Annotated in this window: 4 protein-coding genes; all 4 read right to left on the bottom strand. The window is 41.5% G+C overall.

Annotated elements, in window-relative coordinates; all coding sequences use genetic code 11:
- Positions 1-23 precede the first annotated feature (23 nt).
- The 4 genes from C245_RS0118845 to ruvB all read right to left on the bottom strand — a co-directional run bounded on the left by C245_RS0118845 (position 24) and on the right by ruvB (position 16,568).
- A complete protein-coding gene (locus C245_RS0118845) occupies positions 24-12,785 on the bottom strand; it encodes a gliding motility-associated C-terminal domain-containing protein (protein ID WP_017498170.1) in 12,762 nt (4,253 codons plus the stop codon).
- Between the two features lie 479 nt (positions 12,786-13,264).
- Complete coding sequence (queG, locus tag C245_RS0118840) at positions 13,265-14,191, bottom strand: tRNA epoxyqueuosine(34) reductase QueG (protein ID WP_017498169.1); 927 nt, start codon at positions 14,189-14,191, stop codon at positions 13,265-13,267.
- Positions 14,188-15,534 carry a cytochrome P450 gene (locus tag C245_RS0118835; RefSeq protein WP_017498168.1) on the bottom strand — a complete coding sequence of 449 codons (1,347 nt, stop codon included), beginning with the start codon at positions 15,532-15,534 and terminating at the stop codon, positions 14,188-14,190. Before C245_RS0118835 ends, queG begins: the two co-directional genes overlap by 4 nt.
- An 11-nt stretch (positions 15,535-15,545) precedes the next feature.
- Entirely contained in the window at positions 15,546-16,568 is a 1,023-nt protein-coding gene (gene ruvB, locus C245_RS0118830) for a Holliday junction branch migration DNA helicase RuvB (protein ID WP_017498167.1), read from the bottom strand.
- Between the last annotated feature and the right edge of the window lie 152 nt (positions 16,569-16,720).

Genomic DNA, 16,720 nt, shown 5'->3' with positions numbered 1-16,720 from the left:
TATCTGAAAAACAATATTTTACATTATCTTGAAAAATATAAATACCCCATTAAACTTATCGGCTCATTTAAATACGTTTTATACGTAATCACGTAAAAATAAGTACCAACCGGTAATCCTTTTTGTTTATTGACTGTTGCTCTTCCTTCTGAAATTCCTGTAAAGACAACGGAGGTATTATTATACCCATGAGCATCATAAACCAGAACTCCCCAACGGTCATAAATTTCTACATATACATCAGGATAACATTCGACCCCATCGATTTTGAAAACTTCATTCATCCCGTCACCATTAGGTGAAAATGCATTGTGAACTGTAATTTTACAAGCGTCTATTGGCAGTACGGTAGGATTGTCTCCTAAAAGAGAGTTTCCGTCAGACAGGTCTTTTGCAATTTGCCCGTCCGGGCTGACGGCACTCACCTCAGCCTGATTTACGACAGATCCGGCCTCGAGATCAGCAGCTGTTAAAACATAGGTTCCAACGAAGTTATTAGAATTTGTCTCTCCTTGTTTTAAAATCACCGGATCACCGGTAATAGTTACGCCTGGTTTAGGATCTTTAACTACAACATTTACGAGTATAATATTTCCGGTATTGGTTATGCTAAAGCGATACGTAACTGTTTCCCCTACCTCAGCATATCCATTTTTGTTTTCATCGTTAAAAGTAGCCGTTTTGATAAGTGCAATAGAAGGTTTAAGGCTTAAATTAACAACCGTTGGATCATCATCACCGGTTAAAGTTGGGTCATCACTATCGGAGATATCGGTAACCGGATTTCCCTGAGGGTCATCTCCAATTGCAAGTGCCGAATTGATTACTACTCCTTTGGCAACATCTGCAATATTTACGGTATACGATGCTGTTGCTGTTCCTGTTGCACCCGGTGCGAGTACATTAGGAGAAACAGCAATGGTTGTCGCTGTTAACATCGGATCTGTTACAACCAAATTGGTGAGTACTACATTTCCGGTATTCTTAACTGTAAAACTGTAATTGATGATTGAACCTACTCCTCCATTTCCGGTTAATTTCCCGCCTTTTATTAAAGTTAGTTCTTTATGTTGCGGCACCGGAGTAATTGTAGGATCATTAGGTCCAATTAAGGTAAGATCGTTACTGTCTGACAAATCCTGAATGGCTGATCCACTGGTCGGCTGTGCTGTAACCAAAGCCTGATTTTCGACATAGCCCAGATTAATATCTGCCTGAGTCAACACATAAGTTCCTTTATAACTTGTTGTATTGGATTGCCCCACTCCCAATACTGCGATTGGTGTGCCTGTAATGTTTGCCTTTGGATCGGTTACCACCACATTGGTTAAATCCAGAGTCCCGGTATTGGTAATAACGAAGGAATAACGAATTTGCTCTCCCGGCTGTGCATACCCATCACCATTGGAATCAACGAAAACACCTTGTTTAAGCAATTGAATAGAAGGTTGTGCTACCGTTATTTTGATAACTGCTTCATCACAATTTGACGGATTTAATTTATCACAAATTTTATATACAATAGAATATACTCCCGCAGCTGTACCCGCAGGAACATCTACAGCACCAGTAAGAATATTTAAAACAGGAACTGCTGCTCCGTTTATGGAGTTTGCTGCGGTAATAAGCGTACTATTAATATTGGTCTGCAGAATTGTTGTTCCGTTTAGAGTATCGTTGGCGTACGCATTTAAAACATTACTTGCTCCGGTTAATCCATTAATATTGTCAGCGGCATCATCATTCGCAACAATTGTCGGAACAGCTACTACAATAGTAATAATGGCATCGTCGCAATTCGTTGGGTTTAATTTGTCGCAGATTCTATATCTAATCTGATAAGTTCCTACCGGTGTACCTGCCGGAATGCTAACAAAACCAGTCGCCAGATCTAAAACAGGAACCAGTCCACCATTTATAGAAGTTGCCCCACTGATTATTGTTGGGTTAATTAAACTCACATCTGTTAGAAGAACTCCGTTGTACGTATCATTGTTTGTAAAAGCATTCAGTACATTATTTATTCCTGACAAGCCGTTTGCGTTTGTGATGGTATCATCTTCCGCAACTATCGGAGGGGCGTTTACAATTATGATAATCGTTGCCTGATCACAATTCGTCGGATTTAGTTTTTCGCAAATTTGATATTGAATGAAATAAGTCCCTGCAGAGGTTCCTGGCGGTACATCGACATTTCCTGTAGCGGTATTCAATACCGGAACAATTCCGTTTGTTGATGTTGGCGGTGGCGTAGTACTCAAAACACTGATATTAACCAGGGTGGCTTGTGCTGTTACTCCGTTAAGGCTATCATTGGTTAGAACATTTACTACATTGTTTGCACCAACATAGCCGTTAATAGTATTGGCAAAATCATTATTAGCATCAATAATTGGGGCAATAACATTTACGGTTATATCTGCCTCACTGCAATTTGACGGATTTAGTTTTTCGCAAATACGATAATGAATAACGTAAATTCCTGCTGAAGTTCCTGCCGGTACATCGACATTTCCTGTCGCAGTATTCAATACCGGAACCGGGTTACCGGAAACATATCCCGCCGGAGTGGTGGTACTTACAGATGTAATATTAATGTTAACCAATTGAATATCCGAACCGTTCAGTCTATCATTTGTAATGGCATTTATGATGTTCGTTCCGCCTGTATACCCATTAATCGTACCTGCGTTATCTGCATTAGCGATGATCGTTGGCGCTATAACCACAATAGTTATAGTTGCGGTATCAAAATTAGCTGGATTTAAGTTCTCACTCAAACGATATTGAATGGTGTAAGTTCCTGCTGCGGTTCCTGTTGGTACATTTACATTTCCGTTTGAAGGATTTAGAACTGGTACCGCTCCGCCATTAATTGGTGTTGCCGGAACTACATTACTGATGGTTACCTGAGAAGGAATAACGGCCGCTCCGTTTAGAGTATCATTTGATAAAGCATTCACTACATTCGTTGCTCCTGTAAATCCATTAATATTGGCTGCGGAATCATTCACTGCATCAATTTGTGGTCCCACTACATTGATAAATACGGAAGCATTATCACAATTCAGCGGATTTATTTTCTCGCAAATATGGTATTTAATTTCATAATCGCCTGCCGGAGTTCCAGCCGGAATACTTACAAATCCGGTTAGCGGTTCTAATACCGGAACCGGGCCTCCGTTTATTGGTGTTGCGGCAGCATCAACGGTAATATTAACTTTCGAGATGTTAGCAGCAGTTCCGTTAAGGGTGTCATTCAATAAAACATCAATTGCATTATTAGTCGTTACATATCCGTTTATATTAGCAATTGTATCATCATTGGCTACAATTAACGGAGCCGAAACCTCAACAGTTATAAAAGCAAAATCATTATTAGACAAGTTCAGCTTTTCATTCAGCTGATACCCTATCAGGTAAATTCCTGCTGCAGTTCCCGGTGGTACACTTACGTTTCCTGTTATCACATTTAGTACCGGAACCAAACCTCCGTTAATAGGTGTAGCAGGTATAATATTAGTAATCGTTACTTCCGAAGGAATTACAGCCAAACCATTTAAGGTATCGTTGTTTAAAGCATTTAACGCATTCGGATCTCCAACAAACCCATTAATTGGTGCAAAATTAGCATCATCTACAGCATCAATTGGTGCCGGAACAACCATGATGGTAACCACGGCCTGATCACAATTCGTCGGATTTAGATTCTCACAGATTTTATATACAAATTTATATTCTCCTGCCGGTGTCCCCGGAGGAACGTCTACTAAACCGGTAACGCTGTCAAGTGTCGGAACCGGACCTCCATTTATAGCCGCTGGAGTTGATATAACGGTTGTCGTAATATCCGGAAGGTCCAGCATGCCTCCGTTCAGTAAGTCGTTATCATAAATATTGATGATATCATCTGCTCCTTCATAACCATTTACATTTAAAACCGTATCGTCAATAGCCTCAATAATTGGTACAACTACATTAATAATTACAGTCGCATCATCGCAATTACCCGGATTAAGGTCTTCGCAGATCTGATACTTTATTTGATATTGCCCGGCCGGAGTTCCCGGTGGAACAGTCACAAAACCTGTCGAAACATCCAATTCCGGAACGGGAGCTCCTGGAACTTTAGGCTGTGCAGGGGTTAAAATGGATGGGGTTAATAAATTGGCCAAATTGATATTAATGACTTGCCCGTCAAAAGTATCAGCGCCTGCTGCATTGGTATAAACATTAATCACATCTACCCCGCCTTCGTAACCGTTTATATTATTTACCTGATCGTCATTTACAATTAGCGGAGCAGCTTTTACGACCACTGCAATACTAGCGTTTGCACAATTGGTTGGGTTTAATTTTTCGCAAATGGTATACGTGATAAAATAAGTATTGGCCGGAGTTCCTGCAGGAATGCTAATACTTCCAGTAGCAGAACTAAAGACAGGCACATTGGCACCAGGATACAAAGGTGTAGCGGCTATATTTTGTGTTATTGTTATTTCATCAAAATTTGCTGCTGTAATTGGAACTCCGTTTAAACTATCATTGGTTAAAGCGTTTGCGGCGTTCATTTGCCCTAAATAGCCATTTATATTTTCTACTTTATCATCATTTGCTACAATTAATGCATTTCCAACGGGAACTAAAATAAATGCGGTATCACAATTTGTAGGTGCTCCAATTTCGCAAATCTTATATTCGATTTCATATAGCCCTTTTACAGTTCCCGGCGGAACATTTACATTTCCGGTGGTAATATCCAGATACGGAACTGTTGTAACTAAAGGGTCAATCGGCAAGGCCGGATTTACTACAGAAAGTGTCACATTAGATAATGTTGCCTGTGCACTCGCCAATCTGTCATTGGTCAGGGCATTGATTACATTGTTAGCTCCCGTATATCCGTTTACGAGATACTTAACAATATCGATTTTGGCATCAATTCCGGCAGTGGTTACGCTAATTACCTCTGTTGCTGTAGAACAATTTTTAAAATTTGAAGGATCTGACGGATTTCCCGGGTTTACAATTTCACAGATCGTATAAGTTAAGGTATAATCTCCCGCTGGTGTTCCCGGTGCCACAGAAATGGTTCTGGATAGCGGATTAAAATCATACGTCAAGTAACTCGAAATAGAGTTTATGGTCACATTAACCGATGAAGGATTCAAGATAACTCCGTTTATGGTATCACTGTCTAATATAGAATGTGGTGCAGTACTTCCACCTGTGTCTCCGGAGATGGCTGTAAAGTTTTCAGGAACCGCACAAATTCTGTTAAAAATAGTAAAGGTCGTTCCGGATGAGATACAAGTATTCAGCCCTACTCGTCTGACATAAATGGTTACACTTCCGGAAGGTAAACCTGCAAAAACGTTGCTGGCCTGAAAGGTTGTTCCATCACTGCTGTATTCATATCCTGTTCCCAGATCCGGATTCGTGATGTTAACGGTCCCTGTAGCAGTGGTACAGGAAGGTTGTTCTGTTACCAAACCAACCGGAGCAGAAGGCAGATCAAAAACCTTTAAAGTTACCTGATTGGAAAGGGTACGACAACCGGACTCTGCCTGAGAAATGTTCACTCTGAAATATCGGTTTCCTGCTGTAGCGTAAGCTGGTGTTGTATACGAAGCTGTTGTACCTCCAACTCCAGCTGTTACATCTGTATAAGGTCCTGCCAAAGCAGCAGCACTTTGCCATTGATACAATATTGGGCTTCCGGAAATATTTCCTGCTGCCACAACGGTAAAAGTATGAGTCTCATTAATACAGGCTTCCCCATCTTTTGGTTGTGTACTGATTATTGGAATCTCAAAAACATCTACTTTCGCCGGATTAGAATTTATAGTTCCGCATCCAACACCTGAATCTGTCACGCGCAATCTGTAATACGCATCGGCATTTACAAAACCGGTCGTATAAGTTGTTGTATTAGCTCCCGAACCGTCCGTTACGTTTGCCCATCCTGTTGTTCCATCCAAGGATTTTTGCCACTGATAGGTAAAGTTTCCGGAACCATTTTGCGCGCTGGATGTCATAGTAAATACACCTCCTTCACAAATGTTTCCGCCCACAGGCTGTACTGCTATCGTTGGATCCGGTATAACAGTTGCTACTACAACATTGGTAGTAAGAGTACAGTTTGGATTTGACGAAGTGATTACACAACGATAATAAGTTGTAACTGAAAGTGGTCCTGTCAAATAATTCGGATTTTGTGCTCTGATTTCTCCGGTAATATTAGCCCAGCCATTAACCCCGTCAGGAGAACGCTGCCATTGATAGGTAAACGAAGCCGACCCATTATTAGCAGAAGCCGCTGTTGACATCAATACTGTTCCTCCCACACAAACGGTATTCGGATTAACAGGCTGAGTCGTAATACTTGGAATAATTACTGAAGCAATACTCGATAGAATTGGTATACATCCCTGGGTAGGATCAGAAATGGCCACCTGATAAAAAGTAGTCACCGTTAAGTTTGGAGTCGTATAAGATGCCGAATTTGCGCCCGCAATATCAGTAAACGGACCCGCTAAAGCAGCAGAGCTTTTCCATTGGTACGCATAATTTCCGGAACCTCCTGCCACTACTACATTTAAAGTTGCATTTGAACCGCTGCAGATGTTTGTTTTAAATACCGGTTGTGTCACTATTGTAATGGCCGACAAAACGGTCACGGTCGCTACGTTTGAAGTAATGGTATTACATCCGCTTCCGCTAGCCGAAACATCTACTTTATAATAAGTCGTTTGTGTTAAAGCAGGAGTGGCATAAGTTGCTGCCGTTGCACCACCTATGGCTGTAAAAGTAGAATTGTTTGTACTGCTGTACCATTGATAAGTTAAGGCCGGAGTTCCATTCGCTCCTGTTACCGATAAAGTATGATTTCCTCCCGAACAAATTGTCGCTCCTGTTGGCTGAACGGTAATGGACGGATCCGGAACCACTGTTGCTGTAACGGTATTGGAGGTTAAGATACAATTGGTCGTCGATGAGGTCACCAAACATCTGAATTGTGTAGTTCCATTTAATATATCTGAAGTAAAATTAGCCGTAGTTGCCGTTGTGTTGGTTTCATTCACAAAACCTGAACCCGAATTACTTTGCCATTGATAACTAAGTGATCCTGTACCTCCGTTTAATGAAGCCGAAATACTGATGTTTACAATTCCTCCTACACATATAGCCACTGGAGTTACTGGCTGGGTAGTGATGGTTGCCACAAATACCGGTACTGCATTCGAATAAACTTCGCAGCCATTAGGCGTTTGTGTCACTCTGACTCTGTAATAAAAAGTAGAAGTTAATGCTCCGGTGGTGTAAGCGGCTGTTGTGGCTCCGCTTCCTCCTGTTGTATTGGCCCAGCCTGTTGTACCGTTTGCCGATCTTTCCCATTGATAAATCAAAGCTCCTCCCAAAGAATCTCCCGAAGCTGCGACTGTCATGGTATGTGTCGCACCGGAACAGATTGTATTTCCAACAGGCTGTTGGTTTACAACCGGATCAGGAATTACATCCACTAATACACTATTGGAAGATACCAGACCACAACCGTTTCCGCTAGCCGAAACATCCACTCGATAATAAGTATCTTGTGTTAATGCCGGAGTGGTATAAGTACTGGAAGTTGCACCGGATATTTGCGCAAAACTTATATTATCCGAACTGCTGTACCATTGATAATTTAAAGATGGAGTTCCGCCTGTTCCTGTAACTGATAAGGTAAATGCTCCGCCTGAGCAGACAATTCCGCCTGTTGGCTGAACTGATATGGCAGGATCAGCGACTACAGTTGCTGTAACCGTATTTGAAGTCAGTATACAATTGGTTGTTGATGAAGTTATCAGACATCTGAACTGGGTGGTAACATTTAAAACATCAGACGTAAAATTAGCGGTTGTTGCTGTCCCATTGGTTTCATTTACAAAACCTGCCCCTGAATTACTTTGCCATTGATAACTTAATGCTCCTGCTCCTCCGTCTAAAGTTGCAGCAATAGTCATGCTTACAATTCCGCCTACGCAAATAGCTGCCGGAGTTGCAGGTTGTGTTGTAATGCGCGCAACATTAACCAATGCCGGATTTGAAAAGGTTTCACAGCCGCTTCCCGATTGTGTAATTTGTGCTCTAAAATACAAATTCGATGTTAAGGCCGCTGTAGTATAAGTTGCGGTATTGGCTCCGCTTCCTCCTGAAACATTGGTCCAGCCTGAAGTTCCATTCACTGAACTTTGCCATTGATAAACAATCGTTCCTGCAGCTGTATTGGTAGTTGTCGCAGCGACCGTCATCGTATGGGTGTTTCCTGAACAAATTGTACTTCCTGTTGGCTGAGTGGTGACAACAGGGTCTGCAATAATGGTGAGTTTCGCCGCATTACTTGTAACCTGTGTACAAGTACTCGAGACAATTACTCTATAATAATAATCTCCGCTTGTTAAAGCATTATTAGTGGAAAAAGAAGCATTCGTTTGTCCTGAAATATTGCCCCAGCCCGTTACTCCATTGGCAGAAGTTTGCCATTGATAGGTATAAGGTGCTATGCTTCCGGTTGGACTAGCCGTAAAAGTTGTGGTACCTCCTTCGCAAATGGTGGTATCACTTGTTAATCCCGCAAGGGCTAAGTCAGAAGCTCGTACTATATTGACTTCATCTGTATAAGAATTACAAGAACCATTACTAATCGTCCATTTTAATCGCGTTGTTCCTACTGATATATTCGTTACCGTAGTATTAAAAGCATTGGCATTGGTAATTACTGCCGTACCTCCGGGATTTGTTACAAAAGTCCAGACACCTGTTCCCGTTACCGGATTGTTTCCATTTAAGGTTGCGGTTCCGGTATTACAAATCGTCTGATCGACTCCTGCATTTGCTAAAGGCGGCAATGCATTTACGGTTACTGAAACAGTACTGGAACTTGATGCACACCCTCCGCTTGTAATCGTCCATCTAAAAACATAATTACCTGCCTGTGTTCCCAGAACAGTTGTTGTTGGCGAAGTGGCGTCTGTAAAACCTACTGTTACCGGCCCTGAGACTTGTGTCCATAAACCCGTTCCGATTATTGGTGTATTTGCTGCCAGAGTCAGCGTTTGAAATTCACAGATACTAATTGGAGTTCCCGCATTTGAAGTGGATGGCAGAGGATTAACCGTTAAAGTCATCTCATCAAAAAATTGACAGCTCAGATTTGTGGCTGTCCATCTCAAAACATAAGCTCCCGAAGCACTTGGTGTAAATGTAGAAGTCGGACTTGAAGCATCAGAAAAAATTCCTGCCGGTCCACTGGTTTTTGACCATTGCCCCGTTCCAACAGTAATGACATTGGCAGCTAAAGTTGCACTATCAGATTCACAAATCGTCTGATCAGGTCCGGCATTAGGAACTGTTAAATCTGCAGTCACCGTAATTTGAACCGAATCTGTTGTAGACGGACAAAGCGCTCCATTGCTAACGGTCCAGCTAAAAACATATACCCCTCCTGTTTGTGTCAGATTGCTAACCGTTGTAGTAGGCATAATATCTGAACTAAATACCGCTGTAGTTGGTCCGGAAACCTGAGCCCATTTTCCCACTCCTGCCAGTGGTGGAATTGCCGTTAAATCTGTCACAGATCCGCAAATACTTTGATCACCACCCGCAATTGCCGGTGAAGGCGGTTCTGAATTCTCAATCCTAATTTGATCCGACTCACTGCAGGTTCCTGAACTAACGGTCCAGTTAAACACATAAAAGCCATAACCCGGGTTTATAAACATCGTATTAGGATCGGTATCATTTACAAAAGATCCTGTTCCCGGGCCGAATAATACCGTCCATTTTCCTGTTGTTCCGGGATCAGGTGTCGAAGCTGCCAGCTGAAATCCTCCTGCACCTACATCGCAAAATTCCTGATTAGGTCCCGCATTTGGAGGTGTTGTAATCTGACCGTTTACCGTTACCTGAATATCATCTGACGTTTCAGGACAAAGGCCTTGTGCCGCAATAGTATATCGAAACACGTAAACACCCGGTATTAAATTGGTTACCGCTGCGCTATTGTTACTGGTTGTTGTAATGGTTGGTGCTCCTGCTCCTCCGGAAACATAAGTCCAGGTTCCTGTACTGTTGGGATTACCCGTTAAATATAAAGGTCCCTCTAAGCAGGTGGCATAATCAGACCCCGCAGCTGCAACTTCCGTTACTTTTACGGTCATCTGATCTTGGTTTGTCGGACAATTTATTCCTGTAGAAGTCGTCCATTCTAAAATATATTCTCCCGTTATAAGTCCGGATAAAGTTGAATTGGCAGCTCTTGCATCTGAAAACACAGGCGAATTTGGTCCGCTGACTAACGACCATATTCCATTGCCAATCACCGGAGGAGTCGCTCCGAGAGTAACCGAATTTTGATTACAAACCGTTTGATCAGGTCCTGCGATTGCCGGTGAAGGACCTTCATCAACATTAAGCTGTACCGTAGCTGATGTACTCGCACAGAATCCTCGTGAAATGGTCCATTTGAACACCCATGAACCTGGAGTTAGTCCTGTGATTGTAGTAGTGGGACTAGTCGGATTTGTAATAACAGGTCCGTCTCCTCCACTAACCAATTCCCATAGACCGCTTTCTCCGGAAGCTGGTGCATTTCCCGTTACTGTTGTATTATTGGCACATAGTCTTTGACCAGGACCTGCCTGAGCTACAGTAATATCAGGTGCTATAGTTACACCCACACTATCTTCACCATCGGCACAGCCCACATTACTAACGGTCCATTTGAAAGTATAATCTCCGTCACTTAATCCTGTTACCGTAGTATTATATTGCGTTGGATTTGTAATGGTTACTGGTGTTCCCGTTGTTTGAGTCCAAAGACCAGTTCCGGGAGCAGGATCATTTCCGTTTAAGGTAATCGTGCCGGTACCCGTCGGAAAACATTGAGCAGCTCCTGCATCGGCATCTGCTCCTTCTGTACCATTGGTAACAACATCAACTGTATCTGCCGACGTACCGCAACCGTTTGCAATAGTCCAGGTAAAAGTATAAGTTGTATTGGCAGCCAATCCGCTTACTCTGGTATTTGGATCACCCGGATCACTAATAATTACTCCGGCACTAGGAGAAACTGTCCAGGTACCATTTTCGCTATTCTGTATGGCATTTCCCTGTAATTGAACTTTTGCCCCAAAACAAACTGCTTGATCAGGTCCGGCATTAGCATCTGTAGGGGCAACACTGGATACCAAAACCTCAGAAGTGCTTTGAGATACTTCACAGGCTTCTCCACCTGAAATGGTCCATCTAAATTTATATGCCCCGTTAATTAAGGGAGATACTGTTGTAGTGGGGCTATTGACATCAGAAAAAGTCACACTACTGGGGCCCGAAATCTGTGACCATTTTCCTTTCCCCCGAACGACCAGATTTCCCGCCAATGTTCCGGAAGTTGAATTACAAGGTACTATCTGCATCGTTCCCGCACTCGAGGTGGTAGGAGTTGCAGATACCACCAATGTCACATTATCATAAACGGTTTCACACTGACTCCCCTGATTTGGCGCTTTAATTAACCGAACAACATAAGTTCCTGAAAAAGTCAATTGACTAATCGTAAGACTGTTTCCTGAAAAATTCACCGGAGCTGTCGGGAATGAAGGATAAGGCGGATTCAGAATGGGATTGATACTTGGTCCTGATACGATCTGCCAGCTCATTTGTCCATTACCTGTAAAAGTTACCGGAATTATAGCCTCAGAATCATTACAGCCCAGAACCTGATCCGGACCTCCTGAAATGGATATTATATCTTCTAAGACTACCACATAATTAGCCGTCGTCACACAATTTGTTACGCTATTAGTCAGGGTGTACAAAAAAGTATAGGTTCCTAATGTGCTCATTCCTGACACTGCTGTGGCCGGAGAAGTCGGATTTTGAATTACTGCTGTTGGGCCTCCGGTTTGCGTCCACTGTACACTTTCATTTACGTATCTGGGTATTGTTCCCTGAAGGATTGTTGAGGTTCGTCCGTCACAAAAAAAAGCTGTAGAACCGTTAACATTAGTAACATCGGCTGTTGGCGGCGGAACTACTACCGTCACTTCATCCACTCCATTGGCACAGGTTCCGGCAACAGTCCATCTAAAAACATAGGTGCCTTCAAGCAGGCCTGTTACGGTTGTATTGTTTTGGTTGGCATTCGTAAAAGTTGGAATACTTGGTCCTGAAACAACTGTCCAGGTACCTTGCTGCTGTCCCGGTGTATTTCCGCCAAAACTCCCATTAAGAGTAACGGTCTGAGTAGCAGAATAACAGTTTGAAAGCGTGATGTCAGATCCTGCAGTAACAGGCATTCTTCCGCCCAAGCTTGAGATAACTACGTCATCAGTTGAAGTACAGGATGCATTTGTTATGGTCCATCTTAGCGTAGTCGAACCGGAACTATTTCCGGAAACGGTAATAGTACTAGTGGGAGAATTTGGATTGTTAATTGTAACTCCGGCACTATTATTTCCTACAATACTCCAGGTTCCTGTTTCTGTTCCTCCTACTGTGTTTCCGTTAAGTGGATATGTCCCCTGACAATAGGTTTGATCCGGCCCTGCATTTGCAGCTGTAAGTGGCGAAACTGTCACTACAACATCATCAAATATGGTAGAATCGTCACCACATTTAGCCGTTAATCTAAAAGTATAACTATTTCCGGGAACCGCTCCCTTAATTAAGGTCTGCAATGCATTCGGATCATCGATTTGTACCGCTGGCCCTCCTATCTGACTCCATTTCGGAGCATCCATAAAATTAGTCCCCGGTGCCGTATTGGCTGTCCCCAGTAAATAAAACTGATCTGGTGGTAAAGCTGTTGCTCCACCCGGACAAATTGTTCTGTCTGCATTTGCATTTACAGTACAATTCTGCGAAAAAGTATAAACGGGAAGTACAAATAAAAAAAGAAAAGCGTTTTATTTAGTCCTTTATGTAATTTATCAGAGTAATTTAATTTCATAAATTTAAATTTTTGAATTAAAAACAAAGAAATAACAGTAAAAACGTTGGGGCGGCTTAACACAAATTTAATAAAAAAAAGCTTATCAAGTCAATAAATACACTGATTATTAAGTAGTTACAAAATAAAAGCAATTAAAAAACACAACTTACTGATTATCAATAAATTACACGTGTTTAAGGATTTTATTTGTATGAAAAAATTAAATAAGAGCTCCTAAAATCATTAAAAAACCAAAAAAACAAGACAAACTACATCCTGTTTTTAGTTTTATTCAAGAAAGAGAATATTGCGTTTTAAGCCATCAAATTTGGTTCTTTTGATAGGGGAATTTTTAAAAACTAACCGAAAAGTTTCTTCGGTAATTTCAATCCAATCCTTTTTAGAAAAGGAAAGCAGTTCTGGATTGGGATTGAATAAAGGTTCGGAATGCGGCTTTGAGAATCGATTCCACGGACAAACATCCTGACAGGTATCACAGCCAAACATCCATTCATCAAACTTTCCCTTCATTTCATGAGGTATGTTTTCTTTGAGTTCGATAGTGTAATACGAGATGCATTTGCTGCCGTCGACTACATGAGGAGCCACTATTGCCTGTGTGGGACAGGCATCAATACAAGCAGTACATGATCCGCAATGATCTGTTGTAGCGTGGTCGTACTCTAAATCTAAATCCAGAATAAGTTCGGCAATGAAATAAAAAGATCCTACTTTTTGAGTCAGCAGGTTACCGCTTTTACCAATCCAGCCCAGTCCGCTTTTTGCTGCCCAGGCCCGATCTAAAACGGGTGCCGAATCTACAAAAGCACGACCTGATACTTCTCCTATATTTTCCTGAATCGAGTGTAAAAATTCTTTTAATTTTTCTTTAATCACAAAATGATAATCCTGACCGTAGGCATATTTCGAAATTTTAAAGCTTTCGTCGGTCTGTGTTTCTGTTGGGTAGTAATTTAGTAAAAGTGACACTACACTCTTAGCATCATCTACTAATAAAGTAGGATCCAGACGTTTGTCAAAATAATTCTCCATATACCCCATCTGCCCATGATGGTTGTTGTTTAACCATTTTTCAAGACGCGGTGCCTCCTCTTCCAGAAATCCCGCTTTGGATATTCCGCAAGAAAGAAAACCGAGCCTTTTGGCTTCAGCTTTTATAAATTTTGAATAGGTCTCTTTAGAATTGATTGTCATCTTTTAGAGAATAAAACTTCTATTCCAACAGGTTTTAAAGTAATTAACGGATTGAATTGAACAATATCAGTCTCCGATTTAATTACGTATTTTTTTACAACATGAGCCACAGTAAGGCACATTTCATAGATCGCAAATCCCGCTCCGATACACATTCTTGGTCCGGCTCCGAAAGGATAAAAATATTGCATCGAGTGTTTCTTTTGTTCTCCAAGAAAACGTTCCGGGATAAACTCTTCGGGATTTTCCCAGTATTTAGGATTTCGATGCAACTCATAAAAAGAAACTCCAATTAATGTTCCTTTTTTTAAATGATACGGTCCAATAGTATCGTCTTCAACATTTTGCCGGTCTGTAATCCAGGCTGGCGGATACAGACGCATCGCTTCATTGATAACGGCATTCAAATAGGTCATCTTCTGCAATTGTTCTGTTACATTCTCTGTTTGTGCTTCGATTTCCAGAATTTCATCCAATACTTTCTGCTGTATCTCCGGATTTCTTCCCAAAAGGTATAGTGTAAAAGTTAAGGCGTTGGCACTGGTTTCATGTCCGGCAATAAAAAGAATTTTAATTTCATCGATCAGTTGTTTGACTGACATTCCTTCACCGGTATCTTCGTAACGTGTTTCTAAAAGCAGCTGAAGCAAATCGTTTACGGGCTCTCCCGAAGTCGTTCGCTCGTCGATAATTTCCTGAATAATTCGATTGTTCTCTTCAGCCAGTTGCAAATGTTTTGCCACCTGACCACTCACCGAAAACCACCATGCTTTATGGGGAAGCCGAATTTCTTTGATCAAAAAATTCTGAACTTCTTCGATGATGTATTTGATCCGATTTAATTTCTCTTCCGAAATCGAAAGGTGAAACAGTGACTTCGCCACTACATTAAATGCGAGCTGACTCATAACCGGAAAGAGATCAATGCACTTTTCTTCCTCCAATTCCTTTAATTCTGAAACGATTGTCTCATTCATATTCTCAACCAGCTGATTCATTTTCTGTTTGTGAAACGCGGGCTGAATGAGTCGCCTTTGTTTCAGCCAAAAATCACCGTCAACGGTCAAAAGTCCTTTTCCCAAGTATTTTGAAAGATAAACGGACTGAAATTTAGATTTGTGATAGTTCCTTTGATTTTTCTGCAAAATATGCTGAGCAATCTCATTATCACGCGATAAAATCAAGTGTTTCGAACGTCCTATCTGAAGTGAAAAAGAATCCCCAAACTGATCAAAATATCTTTTATGATAAGGAATAGGGTTTCTGCGCACTCCTTCGGCATCTAAAAAGAACCTTACGATCGAAAGCTTGTTCGGGTACTTGTATTTTTTATTTTCAGACATGCTTAACAGGATTAAAACAATCCGCCCTGAATGTTGGTGTTTATTTTTCCTAAATGTTTGTAGGCCTTATCCGTAACCTCACGTCCACGTGGTGTACGCATAATAAAACCTTCCTGAATCAAAAAGGGTTCGTAAACTTCTTCAATAGTTTCACTGCTTTCTGATACAGCAGTTGCCAAAGTCGAAAGTCCTACGGGGCCGCCTTTGAATTTGTTAATAATGGTCAGTAAAATTTTATTATCCATTTCATCCAGTCCATGCGCGTCTACATTTAGTGCTTTTAAGGCATAACGTGCAATTTCGATGTCGATGGTTCCATTTCCTTTTATTTGTGCAAAATCGCGAACTCTTCTCAATAATGCATTGGCAATACGAGGTGTCCCACGGCTTCTACCGGCTATTTCGATAGCGGCATCCAATGAAATTGGCATTTTAAGTATAGAAGAACTTCTTTCTACAATGGTGGTCAAAAGTTCAGTAGTGTAGTATTGTAAACGGGATGAGATTCCAAAACGAGCTCTCATCGGAGCTGTCAATAACCCGGAACGCGTTGTAGCTCCTATCAGCGTAAAAGGATTCAGATTGATTTGTACCGTTCTGGCATTTGGTCCGGATTCAATCATAATATCGATTTTGAAATCCTCCATAGCCGAGTACAAATACTCTTCGACAATAGGGCTCAAACGGTGAATCTCATCAATGAATAAAACGTCTCTCTCGTCAAGATTGGTCAATAAACCTGCCAAATCTCCCGGTTTGTCCAAAACAGGGCCTGAAGTAATTTTGATCCCCACTTCAAGCTCATTAGCCAGAATGTTCGCCAAAGTAGTTTTACCCAATCCCGGAGGTCCGTGAAAAAGAGCGTGATCAAGCGCTTCACCACGCTGATTAGCGGCAGCAACGAAAATCTTTAGGTTCTCTAAAACCTGATCTTGTCCTGCAAAATCATCAAATGACAGTGGACGCAATCTTTTTTCAAGATCTAATTCTTCCGGATTGTACCCTTTTGTAGTGGGATCTAAGTTTTCATTCATTTTACAAAGATAGACAAAGAAATTAGTTTGTAAAACAGTTCTATTTCAAATAACAAATTCCAAGTTTCAGGTTTCAAGTTTCAAGTTTCAGGTTTCAGGTTTCAGGTTCTAAATCATTCCTTTGCCAGACTAATGACGAACATCTCTTCGTT

Source organism: Flavobacterium sp. WG21, assembly GCF_000335775.1.
Taxonomy (GTDB): Bacteria; Bacteroidota; Bacteroidia; order Flavobacteriales; family Flavobacteriaceae; genus Flavobacterium; species Flavobacterium tructae.
The sequence above is the reverse complement of the archived record's forward strand: the minus strand, read 5'-3'. Positions and strand labels throughout refer to the sequence as shown.